This is a genomic window from Vibrio sp. QJM3NY_26 (assembly GCF_057786005.1).
The window spans coordinates 2,858,124-2,878,952 of the sequence record NZ_CM173515.1; the positions used below are offsets into that span (position 1 = coordinate 2,858,124).

16 protein-coding genes are annotated in these 20,829 nt (G+C 45.1%); 7 read left to right on the forward strand and 9 right to left on the reverse strand.

The annotated features are described in order from the left end of the window. Nucleotides 1-63 precede the first annotated feature (63 nt). The 7 genes from AC3CH4_RS12540 to hrpB form a co-directional block, all read right to left on the reverse strand. Nucleotides 64-1,293 (reverse strand): ammonium transporter, encoded by a 1,230-nt coding sequence (locus AC3CH4_RS12540; RefSeq protein ID WP_017088370.1) that lies wholly within the window; start codon nt 1,291-1,293, stop codon nt 64-66. 27 nt (nt 1,294-1,320) lie between these two features. Beyond that, on the reverse strand, nt 1,321-1,659 hold the full coding sequence (glnK, locus tag AC3CH4_RS12545) for a P-II family nitrogen regulator (RefSeq protein ID WP_004738200.1): 339 nt from the start codon (nt 1,657-1,659) through the stop codon (nt 1,321-1,323). A 259-nt stretch (nt 1,660-1,918) separates the two neighbouring features. Next, nucleotides 1,919-2,287: a YacL family protein gene (locus tag AC3CH4_RS12550; RefSeq protein ID WP_017088701.1), complete on the reverse strand. Its 369-nt coding sequence runs from the start codon at nt 2,285-2,287 to the stop codon at nt 1,919-1,921. A gap of 267 nt (nt 2,288-2,554) precedes the next feature. Next, nucleotides 2,555-5,143, reverse strand: a complete 2,589-nt coding sequence (acnB, locus tag AC3CH4_RS12555; RefSeq protein WP_488543026.1) for a bifunctional aconitate hydratase 2/2-methylisocitrate dehydratase — start codon at nt 5,141-5,143, stop codon at nt 2,555-2,557. Between the two features lie 272 nt (nt 5,144-5,415). After that, complete coding sequence (locus AC3CH4_RS12560; protein ID WP_488543027.1) at nt 5,416-7,740, reverse strand: patatin-like phospholipase family protein; 2,325 nt, start codon at nt 7,738-7,740, stop codon at nt 5,416-5,418. A 38-nt stretch (nt 7,741-7,778) separates the two neighbouring features. Next, on the reverse strand, nt 7,779-10,178 hold the full coding sequence (gene mrcB, locus AC3CH4_RS12565; protein ID WP_146454935.1) for a penicillin-binding protein 1B: 2,400 nt from the start codon (nt 10,176-10,178) through the stop codon (nt 7,779-7,781). After that, complete coding sequence (gene hrpB, locus AC3CH4_RS12570; RefSeq protein WP_488543636.1) at nt 10,175-12,613, reverse strand: ATP-dependent helicase HrpB; 2,439 nt, start codon at nt 12,611-12,613, stop codon at nt 10,175-10,177. The genes mrcB and hrpB overlap by 4 nt, the downstream gene beginning before the upstream one ends. 94 nt (nt 12,614-12,707) lie before the next feature. Here hrpB and sfsA point away from each other — a divergent pair, with 94 nt between their 5' ends. From sfsA to panC, 7 genes are all read left to right on the forward strand, one after another. Further along, a complete protein-coding gene (sfsA, locus tag AC3CH4_RS12575; protein WP_054547498.1) occupies nt 12,708-13,469 on the forward strand; it encodes a DNA/RNA nuclease SfsA in 762 nt (253 codons plus the stop codon). A gap of 135 nt (nt 13,470-13,604) precedes the next feature. Further along, entirely contained in the window at nt 13,605-14,051 is a 447-nt protein-coding gene (dksA, locus tag AC3CH4_RS12580) for an RNA polymerase-binding protein DksA (protein WP_017073117.1), read from the forward strand. A gap of 199 nt (nt 14,052-14,250) precedes the next feature. Further along, complete coding sequence (gene gluQRS / locus AC3CH4_RS12585; protein ID WP_171308147.1) at nt 14,251-15,126, forward strand: tRNA glutamyl-Q(34) synthetase GluQRS; 876 nt, start codon at nt 14,251-14,253, stop codon at nt 15,124-15,126. Between the two features lie 183 nt (nt 15,127-15,309). Continuing rightward, nucleotides 15,310-16,665, forward strand: a complete 1,356-nt coding sequence (gene pcnB / locus AC3CH4_RS12590) for a polynucleotide adenylyltransferase PcnB (RefSeq protein WP_004735460.1) — start codon at nt 15,310-15,312, stop codon at nt 16,663-16,665. Then, nucleotides 16,662-17,147, forward strand: coding sequence for a 2-amino-4-hydroxy-6-hydroxymethyldihydropteridine diphosphokinase (gene folK / locus AC3CH4_RS12595; protein ID WP_054547496.1), 486 nt, complete (start codon nt 16,662-16,664; stop codon nt 17,145-17,147). Before pcnB ends, folK begins: the two co-directional genes overlap by 4 nt. Before the next feature lie 22 nt (nt 17,148-17,169). Further along, nucleotides 17,170-17,964 carry a 3-methyl-2-oxobutanoate hydroxymethyltransferase gene (panB, locus tag AC3CH4_RS12600; protein WP_488543028.1) on the forward strand — a complete coding sequence of 265 codons (795 nt, stop codon included), beginning with the start codon at nt 17,170-17,172 and terminating at the stop codon, nt 17,962-17,964. An 8-nt stretch (nt 17,965-17,972) separates the two neighbouring features. Continuing rightward, nucleotides 17,973-18,863: a pantoate--beta-alanine ligase gene (panC, locus tag AC3CH4_RS12605; RefSeq protein WP_488543029.1), complete on the forward strand. Its 891-nt coding sequence runs from the start codon at nt 17,973-17,975 to the stop codon at nt 18,861-18,863. 106 nt (nt 18,864-18,969) lie between these two features. Here panC and AC3CH4_RS12610 read toward each other — a convergent pair whose 3' ends face one another. Further along, a complete protein-coding gene (locus AC3CH4_RS12610; protein WP_488543030.1) occupies nt 18,970-19,740 on the reverse strand; it encodes an ABC transporter permease in 771 nt (256 codons plus the stop codon). A gap of 1 nt (nt 19,741) precedes the next feature. Beyond that, a complete protein-coding gene (locus AC3CH4_RS12615; protein WP_054547493.1) occupies nt 19,742-20,659 on the reverse strand; it encodes an ABC transporter ATP-binding protein in 918 nt (305 codons plus the stop codon). Nucleotides 20,660-20,829 lie beyond the last annotated feature (170 nt).

The window sequence follows — 20,829 nt, forward strand, 5'->3', positions numbered from 1 at the left end:
CCAATGGTTATGGGGTTTCTTAAACTAGCTTACTCTTTATCTACATTAAGCTTTATTCTTTGATTACTTCACTGATACAAATTCAGGGTAAGCGCCAACACCACAATCATGCATGTCCATGCCTTCTAATTCTTCATCTTCGGTTACACGGATACCAATTGTTGCTTTAAGCACTGCCCATACCGCTAGGCTAGCTCCGAATACCCATGCAAAGATTACTGCTGCACCCAATAGTTGAGCACCAAACGTTGCATCCGCGTTGCTTAGAGGCACAGCCATTAGACCGAAGAAGCCACATACACCGTGAACTGAGATAGCACCCACTGGATCATCAATCTTCACTTTATCTAGAGCAATGATGCTGAATACAACCAAGGCACCAGATACCGAACCAATCGCTACAGAAAATAAAGGTGATGGTGATAGAGGGTCTGCAGTGATTGCTACTAGGCCAGCTAACGCACCGTTAAGAATCATTGTTAAGTCTGCTTTACCCCAAGTTGTTTTACATACTAGTAATGCTGCGATTGCACCTGCTGCTGCTGCTGCGTTGGTGTTAAGGAAGATCTGACCAACCGCTGTCGCATTTTCAAAATCTGAAACCATTAGCTGAGAACCGCCGTTGAAGCCGAACCAACCAAACCATAAGATGAATGTACCTAATGTTGCTAACGGCATGTTTGAACCAGGGATTGGGTAAATTTCACCATTTTTACCGTATTTACCTCTACGAGCACCGAGTAACAATACGCCAGCAAGCGCAGCCGAAGCACCAGCCATATGCACGATACCTGAACCTGCGAAATCACTGAAGCCTGCTTCTGATAGGAAGCCCCCCCCCCAAGTCCAGTAACCTTCCATTGGGTAAATAAACGCAGTTAGAACCACAGAGAAGATAAGGAATGACCAAAGCTTCATACGCTCAGCCACTGCGCCCGAAACGACCGACATTGCCGTTGCAACGAACACAACTTGGAAAAAGAAGTCAGATTCTAGTGAATGGTCTGCGCCTTCACCTTGAGTGCCAATTAAAGTACCAAATGAAGGTAACCAACCACCTTCACCGTTATCTACGTACATAATGTTGTAGCCAACCACTAAGAAAGTCGTACAAGCAATCGCGTATAAACAGATGTTCTTAGTTAAAATTTCTGTGGTGTTCTTTGAACGAACTAGGCCAGCTTCAAGCATTGCGAAGCCTGCTGCCATCCACATGACCAACGCACCTGAAATGAGGAAGAAAAAAGTGTCTAGTGCGTAACGTAGTTCCATTACTGTTGTCGTAAGTTCCATATTAAAGTCTCCAGTCCTTGTAATTCTTTAAAGTGCTTCTGCATCCATTTCACCAGTACGAATACGTACGGCTTGGCTTAGGTCATACACAAAAATTTTGCCATCACCGATTTTTCCGGTATGTGCTGCTTGGCTAATCGCTTCAACAACTCGGTCAACGTTTTCAGCTTGGGTAGCAATCTCTAGCTTCACTTTTGGTAGAAAATCCACTTGGTACTCCGCACCACGATACAATTCAGTGTGTCCCTTCTGACGACCAAAACCTTTCACTTCAGAAACTGTCATACCTTCAATACCCACATCAGAGAGCGCTTCGCGTACATCGTCTAATTTGAATGGCTTAACAATGGCATTTATTAATTTCATATTCGTTCCTTAAATTCTTCACTTAATCCGTTAATTCTCTTATTACAATCCAAGTAGCGTGCCAAAATGTTAAGTTATTGATTTTAAATAATATGCAAATGATAAGGTCATAAAAACGAAAAAGGCCGCACCAATATGGTGCGGCCTTTTCACTATCTTAATGCGTTGCGCTATTGTTGCTCCAGTTTTGGGCAACCAAGCCTTCAAAGCTCTAAATGACTCAAGAATAGGGGCTAACTAGCGAGTAGAAAGTTAGACCTTAATAGCCTAAAAAGTCCATCCAGCGTTCGATAAGTCGCTCGAAATCATCGATTCCACAGCTTGCTTGGCTTTCACAGTTATAGAAGTCGAATTCACTGCCCTCTTCCATCTCTTGCTCATGCGCTAACACGTTTTCCTGAATCGTTACGTCATCTTCATTGATAGCAAGGCTGATCTCTTTGCCAAGCAGCGTCACTTCATTACTCAGATCCTGTCGAGATTGTTCAATCAACGCCATCACATGATCCAGTTTCTGCTTATCTTTCCCGATCTCTTCTTGAAGCCAGCGGCCAACAATCTCATGACCCATGCTGCACTTTACATAGTACTCGCCCATTAAAGTGTTTCTTGTAAATTCAAATTCCATAAAGGCTCCGCGCACTAATGACAGATAGGGTTAAAAATGAGGCGAGAGTATATAGCGAAGTCATCAAGAGATCGAGTCGCTCGTAAGCTAACATTCAGACATAAAAAAACGCCTACCGAAGTAGACGCTCTATCATTTGGGTTCCTCTAAATAGTTGGAGTTGCAGCTAGGCGACAAGTACGTTCATCCCTATGAGCATAGAAGCTCTATGTGATTAGGGTGAACGTACGCAGTCAACAACGCTGCAGCTACAAATATAACGAGGAACTAAGCTGGTTCTTGGAAGATAACCGTGTCTGCTTTTTCCGTGTACTGACCCATTTTATGGAAATTCAGGTAACGGTATGTATCTGCAGCGGTTGCATTAATCTTCTCAGCGTACGCTAAGTACTCTTCTTTAGTTGGGATACGACCAAGAATCGCACCAACAGCAGAAAGCTCAGCAGAAGCTAGGTAAACGTTCGCACCATTACCCAAACGGTTCGGGAAGTTACGCGTTGACGTAGACATAACTGTCGAAGCATCAGCAACACGAGCTTGGTTACCCATACATAGTGAACAGCCAGGAGTTTCGATACGTACCCCAGCACGACCGAAGATGCCGTAGTAGCCTTCTTCTGTCAGTTGGTCTTTATCCATCTTCGTTGGCGGAGCAACCCATAGGCGAGTATTCAAAGAGCCATTAAACTCTTCAAGCATCTTACCTGCAGCACGGAAGTGACCGATGTTGGTCATACAAGAACCGATGAACACTTCTTGAATCTCAGTGCCTTGAACGTCAGAAAGAAGACGAGCATCATCTGGATCGTTTGGTGCACATAGGATTGGCTGATCGATGTCAGCAAGGTCAATCTCGATAACATGAGCGTATTCAGCATCTGAATCAGCAGCAAGCAACTCAGGGTTCGCTAGCCACTCTTCCATTGCCGTAATACGACGCTCGATAGTACGAACATCACCGTAACCTTCAGCAATCATCCACTTAAGCATAACGACGTTCGAGTTCAAGTACTCTTCGATAGACTCTTGAGAAAGCTTAACAGTACAACCAGCAGCAGAACGCTCAGCAGATGCATCTGAAAGTTCAAATGCTTGCTCAACAGACAGGTGGTCAACACCTTCAATCTCTAGTACACGACCAGAGAATTCATTGATCTTACCAGCTTTTTCAACAGTCAGTAGGCCTTGCTTGATACCGTAAAGAGGAATTGCATGTACAAGGTCACGTAGCGTGATACCCGGCTGCATTTCACCTTTAAAGCGAACCAAGATTGATTCAGGCATATCAAGAGGCATAACACCTGTTGCTGCAGCAAATGCTACTAAGCCAGAACCTGCAGGGAATGAAATACCTAGAGGGAAACGAGTATGCGAGTCACCACCTGTACCAACAGTATCAGGCAGAAGCATACGGTTTAGCCATGAGTGGATAACACCATCACCCGGACGAAGTGAAACACCCGCACGGTTCATGATGAAATCAGGCAGTGTATGGTGAGTGTTTACATCAACTGGTTTCGGGTATGCAGATGTGTGGCAGAAAGACTGCATCACAAGATCCGCAGAGAAACCAAGACAAGCTAGATCTTTCAGCTCATCACGTGTCATAGGACCCGTAGTATCTTGAGAGCCTACTGTTGTCATTTTAGGTTCGCAGTACTGACCCGCACGCACACCTTCAACGCCACACGCTTTACCTACCATCTTCTGAGCTAACGTGTAGCCTTTATCAGAAGCAGAAGGATCGATTGGTTTAGCAAACAGATCGGTTTCAGCTAGGCCTAGAGCATCACGAGCACGGCCCGTTAAGCCACGACCAATGATCAGTGGAATACGACCACCAGCACGTACTTCATCTAGAAGTACTTTGCCTAGCTCAAAGCTTGAGATATCTGCACCGTCTTTACGAACAACACCTTCATAAGGATAGATATCAATCACATCACCCATGTTCATGTCTTGTACGTTCAGCTCAATTGGTAGCGCGCCTGAGTCTTCCATTGTGTTGTAGAAGATCGGAGCAATTTTACCACCAAGACAAACACCGCCAGTACGCTTGTTCGGTACGAATGGGATATCTTCACCCATGAACCAAAGTACTGAGTTTGTCGCTGATTTACGTGAAGAGCCGGTACCAACAACATCACCAACGTAAGCCAGTGGAATGCCGTCTTTTTGCATTTCTTCAATTTGAGTAATTGGACCAACGTGACCCTGCTCATCAGGAGTAATACCATCACGTTCCATCTTCAGCATAGCTTTTGCGTGTACTGGGATATCAGGACGTGACCATGCATCTGGCGCTGGAGATAAGTCATCGGTGTTCGTTTCACCAGTGACTTTAAATACTTTAACGGTAATTTTTTCCGCTACTTTGTCTTTAGCTGTAAACCACTCAGCATCAGCCCAAGATTGAAGCACTTGTTGTGCTGAAGCATTACCTGCTTTTGCTTTTTCTTCTACGTCGTAGAATGCGTCAAACATCAGTAGAGTATGAGAAAGCGCTTTAACAGCGATAGGAGCAAGCTCTGCATCATCCAGCAAAGAAACTAGAGATTCGATGTTGTAACCACCTTGCATTGTGCCAAGTAGTTGTGCAGCTTTTGCTTTGCTTACTAGTGGAGATTCAACTTCACCTTTAGTGATAGCAGTTAGGAAGCCCGCTTTAACGTAAGCAGCTTCATCTACACCTGGTGGAATTCGGTTTTCTAGTAGGTCAAGAAGGTATTCTTCTTCACCTTGAGGTGGGTTCTTTAGAAGTTCAACTAGGCCAGCGACTTGCTCAGCATCTAGTGGTCTTGGAACAACTCCCTCGGCAGCACGTTCTTCGACGTGTTTACGGTAGGCTTCAAGCACGACTTTTTTCCTCTCATTGCGGTTCACTTCTTATCTTCATAATTATTAGTAAAATAAAGAAGTGAACATCCTTGGAAACTTGGCTCTCCATTGCCATTTTTGTCATTCAATTTGTATTGATGAGCGGCATCATAGAGGCCAAACTGTGGGCGGTAGAATAGCAAATTTAACGTTAAATTAAAATCTTATCATTTTGACCAACATAGCAAGTTAAGACGAAAGTCCTACGATTTTTGCCTATTTAGTCGGAAAAAGAGCTATCCCACGCATGTTTATTTGTAAGACGTTCCAATAATTAAGTAGACCGAGTCGTAATTATCTTCGGTTCTACCATAAGCCAAAATAATCGGCCCTAATGGGGAGTCGACTCCGGCAAAGACCGAACCAGCGGTGAACATTGGCGCTTCGTCAATGTTCAAATCATTATTCGACCATACACCACCATGCTCAATGGACGCACCCACGTAGAACGGTGACTTAAACAAGCCAAAATCATTTTCAAACCATTTATAGCGATAAATTAAACTGCCATATGCCAAGTTTTGCCCAATAAGACTATTTCTTGGTATTCCCGATAAATTTAAGAAGCCTCCAAGCTCCTTTGGATCAATAGGGAATACGGAATTTTTACTCTCTACCATACCAAAATCGAACCTTGCGACTAAAGTATGCTTTTCAATACTCTGCGCAGCCATGACATTAGCTGAAATCTCATAAACCGTATCGCTTTCAGAGTTAAATTCAGAATCAGCAAGAGAAGAGTCATTATCGAAATCATCATGGGATACGAGATACTCCAGATCAACGAAATACCCTTTGGTTGGCAAACTGAAGTTATCTAAAGTATCCAATCGATAACTCATAAACCCACCAATACGTGTATATCCACCGCTACCTAAAGACGGTAACGAGGCTACCTCAACATCACCATCGGTGTATCGAGCCCCCACTTTAAATTCTTGCCACAATGTTGGCTGGTAACCTAATGCCAGTTCACCAATATACTCTTGATAAGTCATTGGTAAGTAGTCTTTAGTTACGTCAAGAGTGGGCTCTTCGATATCGTCAATATTGGCGGGTAAATTTCTCTTCTGATTGCTATAAACAAGTGATGCCGATGTAAATAACTTCTGGCTTGAGAAAAAAGGTGAATATAACTCAGCCTCAATGAGTTTATCAGTGCCCATTTCTACATTCGTTCTTAACTCTGCGCCATGCGAGTTAATATCCGTAAAATTAGCCGACATACCAATTGAATATTGGCTCTCGGTTGCGAAGTCATCTTCAAGATAAAATCGAAAGTTGAGGTAATTAGGACCCCATGATTTTTCATTTACATCTACCTGCAGTTGATCTTCACCGTCTACATTGTCAAATTCATAGGTGACCAATTCAAAACGGTCGAGCGCATAGAGGTCTTTAACCTGAGATTCAATTTCACTGGTTTTAAGGATTTTGCCAGAATCGAGGTTCAAACGATTGGCAATCAACTTATCTGAATAGTGGGTGTTATTATTGATAACGACCTTATCCACCACCGTTTTATCACCATGCTTAAGCTGCTTTCGAGCTTTCTGTTTATCATCAATATAGTGTTGGTAGTCCGCATTCGAGAGAGACAACTTAGAGAGCTGATCCGTATACTGCCTTGTTGCCTCGTATCCAGCATGATAAGCCGTCGGCATTTTATCGAACTCTGTGGTCTCCATTTGCCCAACATCAGGACGTAGGAAAAAATCATCGTCTGTTAACGTAGCGGCTTGCTCTTGAGTACTGCGTTGAACAAGGTAATTAGAGAGTTGGTCTGCTGCGGCTAAAAAGTTAGTAAAGTCTTCTTTGCTTTTGTAGTTAGTACTGATATCAACGGCAATAACGATGTCGGCTCCCATTGCTCGAGCAACATCCACTGGCATGTTATTGGTGACACCACCATCAACCAGCATTCGTCCATCAACCTCATAAGGAGGAAGAGCACCGGGTACCGACATACTCGCCATCATCGCATCAACAAGATGACCATGGTCGATGACCACTTCTTCAAGATCGATAATGTCGGTTGCAACAGAGCGATATGGAATAGCGAGGTTGTCGAAAGAATCGAGTGGAGATAAGTTACCTGTGGTCTCACGCAGAATACGCAACATATTCTGGCCTTGAACCACACCTTTTCTGGCTTTGATTTCACCCCAACCTAAACCGAGGTCGGTATTCAGTTGATAACGGTCTTCATACTCTTTGTCACGCACACGGCGATCACTACGGTTAACGCGATCGCGATAGCCACGATTCCAATCCACCGTATAAATAAAGCTCTCGATCTCATCTGCGCTCATCCCTGTCGCATAAAGACCACCAACGTAAGCGCCCATACTGGTACCAGTAATGTAATCAACCGGAATTTGCATCTCTTCTAAGGCTTTAAGCACCCCAATGTGAGCCGCTCCTTTGGCCCCTCCACCAGCAAGCACGACAGCAACGGTTGGTCTTTTATGAGCTTGCTGAGATTGCTCCACCGGTGTCACAGTAGATGCAAACAGCTGAAAACTGATCACAGTACCGACAATGCCTAAGCCGCTCACAATCCAACGAGAAATCATTCTTTAAACTATCCTTGTTATTCTTTTCTTTTACGACTTTACCATTGAAAAAGCTTTTTTAGCCACTGTTTTGGTTGACTTTCACAACCCTTTTTAATGTTTCCATTCTCATCCCAAACCGGCAGTTTAACCTTACCGTCACAGTCAAACTCTAAAGCCCCTTCAGAAGTCCGAGTAAAACTTGCCGTCGTAATGCCATTCGGCCAAGGCAACAATAACTGCTCTGGAGTTCGATGTTTCAAGTAATCGGCATAGACACGTAACGCACCACTAGAGCCCGTAAGTTTAGTCGGCTTATTATCATCGCGTCCTAGCCAGATGGTAGTGACTTCACGACCATCAACACCCACGAACCAACTGTCTCGGCTGTCATTACTGGTACCCGTTTTACCGGCTAATCCTGCCCATGCAAACTGACCTTGTAGGAAACGTCCAGTACCTTCCGACACACCACGTTTCATGGCATAAGTTGTCAACCAAGCTGCTTGCTGGTCAACGCTTTGTGATACACGAGGGATCGACTGATATAAAACCTCACCATCGTTATCAACCACTGAACGAAGCGCAGACAAAGGTGCTATACGGCCAGAGTTGGTAATCGTTTGGTACATCTGCGCTACCTGAAATGGGGTCAATGAGAATGAACCCAAAAACATCGATGGCACTGGGCGAATTTCGTTTTTATCGACACCCAGTTTTCCAATCGTATCCGACACGCTATCAATACCTAACTGCATGCCCAAGCGAACCGTTGGTACGTTGTAAGACTTAGAAAGCGCCACATACAAAGGCACCTCTCCGCGAAACTTGCGATCGAAGTTTCTTGGGCTCCATACGCTGCCTTTACTGCCTTTCAAGCTTAGTGGAGTATCCATCAAGGTTGTCGCCAATGTGTACTTCTGGGGTTGCTCTAATGCGGTTAAGTAGATTGCTGGTTTAACCAAAGAACCAATAGGACGACTCGCATTCAAGGCTCGATTGAAACCATCGTAGCCAGTGCGTTTACCACCGACCATCGCACGAATTTCACCAGTATTTCTATCCACTGCAATAGCAGCAGCCTCTAGCTTGTTACCTGCAGTTTTAGATAAATCAGGCACCTTACGAGCAATCGATGTCTCTAGCTTGTCTTGAGAAACAGGATCCAGAGAGGTAAATACTCGAATGCCTTTCTGTGCTTCAAATCGATCACCGACATATCTCTTAAGCTCAATATTGACTTGCTGGAAGTAAGCGGGCTGACGGCTCGCAATGCGTGGGTTATCTTGAATATCCAAGTCTCGGCTTGCGGCTTCTTCGTACTGTTTCGGCGTCAATATGTCTTGTTGCATCAGCAAACGTAGAACCAAATCTCGTCGAGTCTTAGCTCGCTCAGGGTAACGAACCGGGTTGTAATACGAAGGTCCTTTGACCATACCGACCAGCAGTGCTAGTTGGTCGATTCGGAGTTCTTGAATCGGTTGCCCGAAATACAAGCGAGATGCTAATCCAAAGCCATGAATCGCTTGCCCACCATTTTGCCCAAGATAAACCTCGTTTAAGTAGGCTTCTAAGATGCGGTCTTTGCTGTAACGATGATCCAAAATAAGTGCAATATAGGCTTCGCGAACCTTACGCCATAATGTGCGCTCACTAGATAAGAACAGGTTTTTTGCCAACTGTTGCGTCAACGTACTACCACCTTGTACGGTTCGCCCTGCTTTTACATTGACCACCATCGCTCGAGCGATGGCCAGTGGCGATACCCCATCGTGCTGATAGAAATTTCGGTCTTCGGTTGCCAGCAATGCATCAACCATCACCTCTGGGAACTGATTACGTTTTAAGAACAGACGCTGCTCATCGCTACTTTTTTCAAGCATGCCAAGCATTTTCGGTTCAACACGCAGATACCCCATGTCGCCTTTCTTCTCTAGTGACTGAATACGAGTTAACTCGTTACCATTGAAATGCAGCATCACATGACGATCCGCTTCCGGTCCATCGACAAACTCGAACGGGCGGCGAATCATTTCAATCTTGGTTGAGGAAGAAGAGTATTCGCCAGGGTGACGAGGAGCGTTCACCTTACGATAATTGAGTACATCCAGCTCATTCTTAACCTGCACCAAACTCACCTGAGTTCCCGGAGACAGGTCCAGCACTCGCGCATAAACCACGGTTGGCAAATCAAACAGCTGACCTTCAAAACGCTGCTTGACCACCGAATCAAGATAAATACCGACGAACAACAGCAATGCGGCGAGCGCTAGGCCCACTTTCCAAGAAATGCCCCACAGGATCTTCAACCAACCTCTCTTACCAGACGACTTAGCTTTAGGTTTAGTCTTTTTCGCTGCTGCTCTTGGCTTTCTAGGCTTGGCTTTGGTCGCTGGTGACTTCTTTGCTGGCGCTTTTTTAGGTGGTGCCTTTTTTGGCGTTAACATTTTGGTCATCATCGATTCAACTGTCGTTTAGTTTTAGTGGTTGCTACATGATTAGCAGGGTCATCTGGCCAAGGATGTTTTGGGTAACGGCCTTTCATTTCTTTTTGTACTTCTTTGTACGCGCCAGCCCAAAAGCCAGCTAAATCTTGAGTAATTTGTAGTGGTCGCTGTGCTGGAGAAAGTAGCTCAAGCACCACTTTTTTACGCCCTTGCGCAATCAATGGCGAGTCTCGTTCACCAAAGACTTCCTGCATTCGAACTGAGATTACTGGCTCAGACTGATACTGGTAGCGAATTGCTTTTTTACTGCCCGTCGGCATCAGATAGTCAGAAGGCAGCCATTGATCAATTTCTTGATTCAACGGCCAACCAAGGTATGCCGACAGTGCTTGTTCAATCGATACATTCGACAGCCCTTTGGCAGACTTAATGCCATTCAGATATGGTGATAACCACTCATCAAGATGTTCAATCAAACTCGCGTCATCCATCGCAGGCCAATCATGCTCAGGCATCCAAAGCTCTGCACTGCGTACACGCTCAACAAACTGTTTAGCCGAAGGTGTCCAATGTAAGCGATCCAGTCCGCATCGAGCGATATAATTGAGTAGCGCTTTGCTCGTCTGATTCGCATCTGGCTCTGGTAAAGCTTTGGTGCTGATAATCAACTTGCCCAGAGACACTCTCTGATCTGCCACTAAGCGGCCACGCTTCTCATCCCAATCGGCGTAATCTGAACGCACAAAAAGTTTTGGGAATTCAGCTTCTAGCTGCGAAATATCAACGGCAGTGGCTAAGAAAATCTGACTGGCTCGCCCTGTGCTACGCATCAAATCAATCACTACGATATAGTCATTGTTCGCCAATGGGTCATCGTCACGAACTTCAGCCCCGTGGCCATTCGCAAGAAGGAAAGCACTGCTGGTTGCGCTTCTCACTTGTGCAATTCGGTCTGGGAAGGCAAAACAAAGCACTAATGGTAGCAATGATTCGTCAACTTGTGACAAATCCAGGTGATGATTGAGTTTACCTGCGAGACTTTTCGCTCGCTGCATCACAACGCTATTTTTTGAGTGTTTTCTTTGCTTCAGTCGATGCAACGAATGCTGCATATCTGTCACATTGCGCTCTGGCTCTTCCAGTAAAGCGGCAGCAACAATCGCGACATTCAGTAGTTCTTGGCTGCTTTGCTGCGCTTTAACCAACATACTGGCGATGCGAGGTTCAAGTCCTAAGCGTTGAGCCTGTTTTCCTAGTGCCGTAAATTGACCATTACCGTCTAACAGTTCCAGGTTTTGTAAGAGTTGCTTGGCTTGTTCTGTTGAAGCTTTCGGTGGAATGTCTAACCACTGCAATTCATCAGCACTTGCGGCTCCCCATTGTGTCAATTCAGACACCAACGAAGACAAATCAGAATGAAGAATCTCAGGTTCTGGCACAGCAGGTTGCTGCATCAACTGTGTTTCGCTGTACAAACGAACACACAGGCCCTCTTCAATTCGCCCAGCACGACCTGCTCTTTGTTCAGCAGAAGACTGCGAGATTTTCACTTGCTCAAGCTTGGTAATTCCGGTTTTCAGATCGAACTTCGCCACACGTTCAAGCCCGGAATCGACCACCAGTCGAATACCTTCAATGGTCAAAGAAGTCTCAGCAATATTGGTCGCTAACACCACTTTTCGGCGCCCTTTCTCTGATGGCGCGATCGCTTTTTGTTGTTGAGGGAAGCAGAGCTGACCGTACAAAGGACAAACATCGATATCGCTGGCGAGTTGTTCTAGTTGAGATTCCACTTGTTTTATCGCCGAGACACCCGGCAAGAAAGCCAAAAGTGAGCCTGACTGTTTCTCCATCAGAGAACGAATCACGTTGGCCATCTTAAGGGCTAAATATTCATTCGAGCCTAATGGCTGATAACGGAAGTCAACCGGGAAAGTTCGCCCTTGTGATTCAACATACTTGGCATCAGGCAACAAAGATTGCAGCGCGTGTTGATCTAAGGTTGCCGACATCACCACCACTTTTAGATCATCACGCAGTGCTTCTTGGATCTCCAAACTAAAGGCCAGCGCGGTATCTGCATGGATACTGCGCTCATGAAACTCATCAAAGATCACCATATCAACCCCAGTCAATTCAGGGTCGGTTTGGATCATTCTCGTCATAATCCCTTCGGTGACGATTTCCAAGCGAGTCGCACTGCTGGTTTTAGATTCACCACGAACTCTAAAACCTATGCTCTCTCCCACTTTTTCTCCCAATTGGCTGGCTAAGTAAGTTGCGATATTCCTTGCCGCCAAACGCCTCGGTTCAAGCATAATGATTTTGCCTTGAACGGCGTTGGTCTTAACTAACTGTAATGGGAAGAATGTTGACTTACCCGCACCGGGAGCAGCCTTTAGAATAAGTTGAGTGTGTGTTTCTACGCCAGCGAGCAGATCTGGCATCACAGCTTCTATGGGCAGTTGTGGCAATGGGAGAACCTTGTGGTGTAATGTTGGCAACATTGTACATAAAAACCTACCTGTCTAAATAAGTAATATGCACTTCAATCCTCCATTAGAGCCAGCGACTCTTATTAAACGCTATAAACGTTTTCTCACTGACATCCAACTTCCAGACGGCAGCGAACGTACTATTCATTGCGCTAACACTGGAGCAATGACGGGATGTGCTACCCCTGGCAATACGGTGTGGTACTCAACATCCGATAATGCAAAAAGAAAATACCCAAACAGCTGGGAGATCTCAGAAACAGACAAAGGTCACCGTATTTGTGTAAATACTGCGCGAGCAAACCAGTTGGCAGTGGAAGCAATTGAAAATAATACTATAGTTGAACTCTTAGGCTATAACGCGTTACGAACCGAAGTGAAATATGGCAGTGAGAATAGTCGAATTGATATTCTGCTTGAAGATAACGAAAAGCCACCTTGCTATATCGAAGTAAAAAGCGTCACTTTGCTCGATGAACAACAAACGTCCACTAAGCAACAAATATCAACTAAACAACAAGCGTCAACCAAAGGGCAAGGCTTTTTCCCTGATGCGGTCACCACCAGAGGCCAGAAACATCTGCGTGAACTCACAGAAATGGTCGAATCTGGAAATAGAGCCGTACTTTTATTCACTGTTTTGCATTCAGGTATTGAAAAAGTGTCTGCGGCACACCATATAGACGCCAAATATTCGTTATTACTAAAACAAGCACAAGACGCTGGTGTTGAAGTGCTTTGCTATAAAGCAGAGCTCAGCAGTACTCAAATACAACTAAAACAAGCTGTTGAATTTATCAATAGCTAAGCAAAAATGCTGAACTATTCACATTGATTGCAAGTTTGAGCAAGAGTATTTGCCACCATTCGTTCTTTCTGCTATAGATACCCGCCTTAAAATTAGCTGCTTTGCAGTTGACTAGGTGTAAATAGGAGATGCTGTATGCCAGAATCTAAGAAAAAAGCGCTAGGCATCCTAGCCATCGCAGGTGTTGAACCGTACCAAGCAAAACCAGGTGAAGAATACATGTCACCTGAGCAAACGGAACATTTTACAAAAATTTTAGCAGCTTGGCGCAACCAGCTCAGGGAAGAAGTTGATCGTACTGTGCACCACATGCAGGACGAAGCAGCAAATTTCCCAGACCCAGTTGACCGTGCTTCTCAAGAAGAAGAATTCAGCCTAGAGTTACGTAACCGTGACCGTGAGCGCCGTCTTATCAAGAAAATTGAGAAGACACTAGACAAGATCGAAGAAGACGATTTCGGCTTCTGTGACTCTTGCGGTGTCGAGATTGGCATTCGTCGTCTTGAAGCTCGTCCAACTGCTGACCTTTGTATTGACTGTAAAACACTTGCAGAGATCAAAGAGAAACAGATGCAAGGTTAATTCTTGCGGATGTAAAGAAAGGGAGCTTTGGCTCCCTTTTTTGTTTGTTATCCAAGCTGGATATTTCAAGATTTTGATAGCAAATCAACAGCTTTAGCTTGTTTTTACGTATTAATACGATGACTAAACGAACCAAAGCAATAGATAAACGTCTTAAGAATCGGCTACTGCGGTACCATCAAGATTAGGTTTTTCACTTATGGATTATATCGGGCGCTTTGCACCATCACCGTCAGGTCCTCTTCATTTTGGATCACTGGTTGCTGCTCTTGGTAGCTACTTTCAAGCGAAATCTAACCAAGGACAATGGTTAGTTCGCATGGAAGACCTCGACCCACCAAGAGAAATGGCCGGCGCTGCAGACCTCATTCTTAAGACGCTTGAGGCTTACCATCTATTTTGGGATGGTGAAGTCGTCTATCAAAGCCAGCGTCATGGCTTGTATCAAGCTCAAATCGATCAATGGGTCGCTGACAATCAAGCCTATTACTGTGAATGCACACGCAAGCAGATAAAGTCTCTGGGTGGGTTTTATAATGGTCACTGCCGAAACGCAGGTTTGGTTGATTCAGGCGAACAAGCCGTGCGCTTGTGCATGGACTTTCCAGTCGAGTCTTTTGACGATGTTCGTCACGGCACGATTCAAATCCCTAAAGCATTGGCTGAAGAAGATTTTATTATCAAACGCAGAGATGGATTGTTTGCCTATAACTTGGCGGTTGTCCTTGATGACATCGATCAAGGGGTAACAGAAGTCGTAAGAGGCGCCGACCTGATAGAGCCTACAGGTCGACAAATCAGTTTGTATAAGACACTCAAGCAAAAAACCGTGAGTTACTTGCACTTACCATTGGCAACCGATGGCTTGGGGAATAAACTGTCAAAACAGAACCATGCCACCGCGATCGATCTCGACAACCCAAAACCAACGCTGCTCGACGCTATGCGATTCTTAGGTTTTGGTATCCCGCATGCCCTCTGTGAGGCTTCAATGGATGAGATTTTGTTATGGGGAACTCAGCAATGGAACGTCAGCCAGTTACCTGATAGTTTACAAAAAGAGCACAGCGATTAACTCATAACTAACGGCAAATAGCAAAAACGACACATAAAAATGTCATAACCAACAGCAGTGGTTAAACAGACGATGTTCTCAAATGGCTCGCGCTAAGCTATCATTAGCCGCAATTATACTCTGCACTACCACTTTGGACTAAGAGAAAAACAAAGTTGGCGATACCTACTTTGTTCTAAACTAATGAATACAAACGACAATACCCCAAGCGAACAACGCGGATTCCACGAATTAGCTCTGAATATATATACTCGTCAAGAGCACAATATTTCACGCAAGCAGATCAGCGACAACGCACTAAAAGTGCTATATCGCCTGAATGGTGCGGGTTTTGACGCATTTCTAGTCGGTGGTGGTGTTCGCGATATCTTATTAGGCTCACAGCCAAAAGATTTTGATATTGCGACCAACGCAACACCAGAACAAATCAAAAACCTCTTCAGAAACTGTCGCCTTATCGGCCGCCGTTTCCGCTTAGCACATATCATGTTTGGTCGTGACATCATTGAAGTGGCAACTTTCCGTGGCCACCACCAAGAGCCATCGAAAAACGTTTCTGCGCAATCTGATGAAGGCATGTTGCTACGCGATAACGTGTACGGCAATGTTGATGAAGATGCAGAGCGTCGTGACTTCACTATTAATGCGATGTACTACAACATTGCAGACTACAGCATTCACGATTACGCGGGTGGTGTGGAAGATTTAGAAGACAAGCTGATCCGCTTAATTGGCGATCCAGAAACTCGCTACCGTGAAGACCCGGTACGTATGCTTCGCGCAATGCGTTTCGCCGCCAAACTGGATTTCGATATTGAAGAAGACACAGCAGACCCTATCGAAGAACTGGCACACCTGCTAAAAGATATCCCAGCAGCGCGCCTTTACGAAGAGTCTCTGAAATTACTTCAATCAGGTCACGGTTTAGAAACCTATCACCTAATGCGTGAATACAACCTGTTCCAACAGATGTTCCCTGCAATTGCAGAGCACTTCACTGAAGGTTACGACTCTCATACAGAGCAGATGCTTGACTTAGTACTCGACTCAACCGACCTTCGCATAGAAGATGGCAAGCGAGTAAACCCTGCATTTATGTTTGCAGCGATTCTTTGGTACCCAATGAACAAGCTCGCAGACAAGCTTGTCGCTGAACAGGGTATGGCGCATTACGATGCGATCATGGAAGCGAGCAACATCATTCTTGACCAGCAAGTTAAGTCTATTGCTATTCCTCGTCGTCACACAGCGACGGTTCGTGAAGTTTGGCAACTGCAATTGCGACTGCCTCGTCGTAACGGTAAACGTGCTGTTCGTCTTATGGAACTGAATAAGTTCCGTGCTGGTTACGACTTCTTAGAAATGCGTGGCGAGATTGAGGGTGGCGAAACCAAAGAACTAGCAAAATGGTGGGAGCGTTATCAGACCGCAGGCCGCAACATGCGCCAAGCGATGGCTAACGACGTTGCAGCACCATCAAAATCAGGCCATCGTCGCCGTAAGACTTACCGAAACAAAAAGAGTAAGCAGTCCGAATGATAACGGCTTATATTGCGGTCGGCAGCAACCTTGCCGACCCAGTTAGCCAAGCAAACTTGGCTATCGAAACGCTAAAAAGCCTACCGCGATCAACGTTTGTTGCGACCTCTCAGCTATATAGTAGCACTCCAATGGGGCCGCAAAACCAACCTGACTACATCAACGCGGTAGTAGCAATCCAAACCGAATTAACGCCAATTGAACTACTTGATTGCACTCAAAAGATCGAGCTAGAACAAGGGCGCGTCCGTAAAGACGAGCGTTGGGGGCCAAGAACCTTGGATCTCGACATTGTGTTATACGGCAATGAGGTGATCGATTCAGAGCGCTTAATCGTTCCTCATTACGGAATGAAAGAACGAGAGTTTGTACTTTACCCGCTTGCTGAAATCGCACCAAGTTTACAACTCCCTGATGGGACTGAGCTGACAGAACTACTCAAAATAGTTGATAAGAACGGGCTCAATGTTTGGCAACAATAGCCAAGCGCATTAAGGAAAACCAATGAAAAAAGTAACCATTAACGACCTGATCAAATGCAAAAGTGAAGGCCGTAAATTCGCGACGTCGACAGCTTATGATGCGAGCTTTGCTCAGTTATTCGAAAGCCAAGAAATGCCAGTTCTGCTTGTCGGTGACTCACTGGGTATGGTTCTACAAGGCCATAACGACACATTACCAGTAACCGTTGAAGACATTGCTTACCATACTCGCTCAGTGCGTGCAGGTAGCCTAAACTGTCTTCTTATGGCTGACATGCCTTTCATGAGCTACGCAACGCCAGAGCAAGCCTGTGAGAGCGCAGCAACATTGATGCGTGCTGGTGCGAACATGGTAAAAATCGAAGGCGGAAGCTGGTTGGTTGATACTGTGAAGATGCTAACAGAACGTGCAGTACCAGTATGTGCACACTTAGGCTTAACGCCTCAGTCTGTGAACATTTTTGGTGGTTACAAAGTACAAGGTCGTGACGACGAGCAAGCCGACAAAATGGTTGCTGACGCTCTAGCACTACAAAACGCAGGTGCTCAAATCGTTCTCCTTGAATGTGTACCCGCTTCATTGGCAAAACGAATTACAGAAGCTTGTGACGTACCCGTTATCGGTATCGGCGCAGGTAATGTTACCGATGGTCAGATCTTGGTTATGCATGACATGTTCGGTATTTCTGCGAACTACATGCCGAAATTCTCTAAGAATTTCCTAGCTGAAACAGGTGATATGCGTAAAGCCGTCGCTCTATACAAAGAAGAAGTAGAGAGCGCACGTTTCCCTGATGATGCTCATACAATCGCTTAGGAGTAACTATGCAAACTTTTGCTGAAATAGCGGCTCTTCGTGAGCAGATTAAACAGTTTAAGCGTGATGGACGTACGGTTGCTTTTGTCCCGACAATGGGAAACCTGCATGAAGGTCACCTGACTCTGGTCAAGAAAGCTCGTGAACTGGCGGACATTGTTGTGGTAAGCATCTTTGTTAACCCGATGCAGTTTGATCGTACCGATGACTTGAACAACTACCCTCGTACGTTAGAAGCTGATTTAAGTAAGTTAACAGCCGAAGGTGTTGAGCTCGTGTTTACACCGACACCAGAAGTCATGTACCCAGATGGATTAGATAAACAGACGTTTGTTGAAGTTCCAGGCATATCTCACATGCTTGAAGGCGCGTCTCGTCCAGGTCACTTCCGCGGCGTATCAACGATTGTCACTAAACTGTTTAATATCGTTCAGCCAAACTTTGCATGCTTCGGTGAGAAAGACTTTCAGCAACTTGCTGTTATTCGCCAGATGACAACAGATTTAGCGTTAGACATTGAAGTTGTCGGCGTAGCGACCGTTCGTGAAATGGATGGCTTGGCAATGAGCTCTCGCAATAGCAACCTAACGATTGACGAGCGTCAACGAGCTCCTGTTCTAGCGCGTACTATGCGTTGGGTCAGCAGCGCAATTCGTGGCGGTCGTGATGACTACGCATCTGTTATTGAAGATGCGACAGACCAGCTTCGTGCAGCCGATCTTCAACCCGATGAAATCTTCATTTGCGATGCTAAGACGTTGCAAGCTATCACTTCAGAATCCACACAAGCCGTGATCCTGATGTCAGCTTTCCTAGGTAAGACGCGTCTTATCGACAACCAAGTTCTCGATTTGGTTACGGAAACAAAAGAAGAATTAAAAGAAGAAACGGCTGAATAGTCGGCTTCTGCTTTTAACGCAAAACAAGAACACCAAACGAAAAACATAAAAAAGGTCGATGTTATATCGACCTTTTTCTTTACCTGTTGCTTAGATTAACCAAAGGTTAGCTACGTAAGCCAATCCCCTTAGTCACTAGGTAGTGTGCAACGCCATACAGCGCGACGATAAACACACCCAATACACCAAACGACGTTACAATACCCACATCAGACACTCCCAAGAAGCCATATCTGAACGCGTTAACCATGTACACAATTGGGTTCAGTTTCGACACACCTTGCCAAAATTCAGGTAATAGATTAATCGAGTAAAACACACCACCAAGGTACGTCAGCGGTGTCAAGATAAAGGTCGGGATAATAGAGATATCGTCAAACGTGCGTGCAAATACAGCGTTGATTAAACCACCCAGAGCAAACACAACCGACGTTAGAAATACTGTCGCAATAATCACGCCCCAATGGTCAACTTGCAGGTCGACAAAGAAAAGCGATACGAATGTGACTATGGTACCCACTAACAAGCCACGCACCACACCGCCCATTACGAAACCGGCAATAATCACGTAGTTAGGAACTGGCGCGACAAGCAACTCTTCAATGTTCTTCTGGAATTTGGCACTAAAAAACGACGAAGCAACGTTGGAATATGAGTTAGTGATCACCGACATCATGATCAGGCCGGGAACAATGTATTCCATGTAGCTAAAGCCGTTCATTTCACCAATACGCGCACCAATCAAGTTGCCAAATATGATGAAATACAGCGTCATGGTAATCGCTGGCGGGACAAGCGTTTGCACCCAGATACGAGTAAAGCGATTGATCTCTTTGGTCAACAAGCTACAGAAAGCGGTCCAATATAGGCTGTACATATTATTTACTCCCCTCACGGACAATACTCACAAATAGCTCTTCTAAACGGTTTGCTTTGTTACGCATAGAAAGGACTTTCACCTGCTGTTCACTCAATTGAGCAAAGATGGTATTCAAACCTAGGTTCTTGTCGATTTCGATTTCTAGCGAACCATTAACCATCACTTGGCTATTCACACCTTCAAGTTTAGGTTCAGTCACGCCCTCTTCAAGATCAAGAATAAAGGTCTCTGCACTCAACTTACCCAGCAGCGACTTCATTGTTGTATTCTCAATCAGCTCACCACGGTTAATGATACCAATGTTACGACACAACATTTCCGCTTCTTCTAGGTAGTGTGTAGTCAAGATAATGGTAATACCCTGCTTCTCATTGATCTCTTTCAAGAACCCCCACATTGAACGGCGCAATTCAATATCAACGCCCGCCGTTGGCTCATCAAGAATCAACAAATGAGGCTCATGCATCAGTGCACGCGCGATCATCAAACGACGCTTCATACCACCAGACAAGTTACGTGCACGTTCGCTACGCTTTTCCCACAAATCGAGCTGAGATAAGTATTTTTTCGCTCGCTCTTTCGCCAGTGCTTTTGGCACACCGTAATAACCCGCTTGTTGCAGCACGATCTGCTCAACGGTTTCGAACGGGTTAAAGTTAAACTCTTGCGGCACTAGACCTAAGTTCTGTTTCGCCAACTCCAGATCGGTATCAATGTCGTAGCCGAACACTTTAACCTTGCCTGAAGTTTTGTTAACCAGTGAAGAGATAACACCAATGGTGGTTGATTTACCTGCGCCATTTGGACCAAGCAGAGCGTAAAAATCGCCTTTTTCTACTTGTAAACTAACGCCTTTAAGAGCCTCAAAGCCCCCTGCATAAGTTTTTCTTAATTGCTCAATTTCTAATGCATACATAGAGATAGACTGCCATTTGCTATAGATAAGATGTTGATGACCGAGCTTGAGGAAGAGAGTAATGCTTAAAACGAGCTAGCAGAAAACTAACCCAAACTTGTTTACTCGGCCATTTTGCAAACAAGTCTATCGTTGATTAACGATTAATACAAATACCGAGTGAGGGTTTC

Excerpts from the sequence above, each read along its gene's own strand:
- panB (WP_488543028.1), top strand. The coding sequence starts at position 17,170 with ATGAAAAAAGTAACCATTAACGACCTGATCAAATGCAAAAGTGAAGGC.
- dksA (WP_017073117.1), top strand. The coding sequence starts at position 13,605 with ATGCCAGAATCTAAGAAAAAAGCGCTAGGCATCCTAGCCATCGCAGGT.
- pcnB (WP_004735460.1), top strand. The coding sequence starts at position 15,310 with ATGAATACAAACGACAATACCCCAAGCGAACAACGCGGATTCCACGAA.
- glnK (WP_004738200.1), bottom strand. The coding sequence starts at position 1,659 with ATGAAATTAATAAATGCCATTGTTAAGCCATTCAAATTAGACGATGTA.
- AC3CH4_RS12550 (WP_017088701.1), bottom strand. The coding sequence starts at position 2,287 with ATGGAATTTGAATTTACAAGAAACACTTTAATGGGCGAGTACTATGTA.
- AC3CH4_RS12560 (WP_488543027.1), bottom strand. The coding sequence starts at position 7,740 with ATGATTTCTCGTTGGATTGTGAGCGGCTTAGGCATTGTCGGTACTGTG.
- AC3CH4_RS12615 (WP_054547493.1), bottom strand. The coding sequence starts at position 20,659 with ATGTATGCATTAGAAATTGAGCAATTAAGAAAAACTTATGCAGGGGGC.
- folK (WP_054547496.1), top strand. The coding sequence starts at position 16,662 with ATGATAACGGCTTATATTGCGGTCGGCAGCAACCTTGCCGACCCAGTT.
- hrpB (WP_488543636.1), bottom strand. The coding sequence starts at position 12,613 with ATGCCAGATCTGCTCGCTGGCGTAGAAACACACACTCAACTTATTCTA.
- AC3CH4_RS12540 (WP_017088370.1), bottom strand. The coding sequence starts at position 1,293 with ATGGAACTTACGACAACAGTAATGGAACTACGTTACGCACTAGACACT.
- panC (WP_488543029.1), top strand. The coding sequence starts at position 17,973 with ATGCAAACTTTTGCTGAAATAGCGGCTCTTCGTGAGCAGATTAAACAG.
- gluQRS (WP_171308147.1), top strand. The coding sequence starts at position 14,251 with ATGGATTATATCGGGCGCTTTGCACCATCACCGTCAGGTCCTCTTCAT.
- mrcB (WP_146454935.1), bottom strand. The coding sequence starts at position 10,178 with ATGATGACCAAAATGTTAACGCCAAAAAAGGCACCACCTAAAAAAGCG.
- AC3CH4_RS12610 (WP_488543030.1), bottom strand. The coding sequence starts at position 19,740 with ATGTACAGCCTATATTGGACCGCTTTCTGTAGCTTGTTGACCAAAGAG.
- sfsA (WP_054547498.1), top strand. The coding sequence starts at position 12,708 with ATGCACTTCAATCCTCCATTAGAGCCAGCGACTCTTATTAAACGCTAT.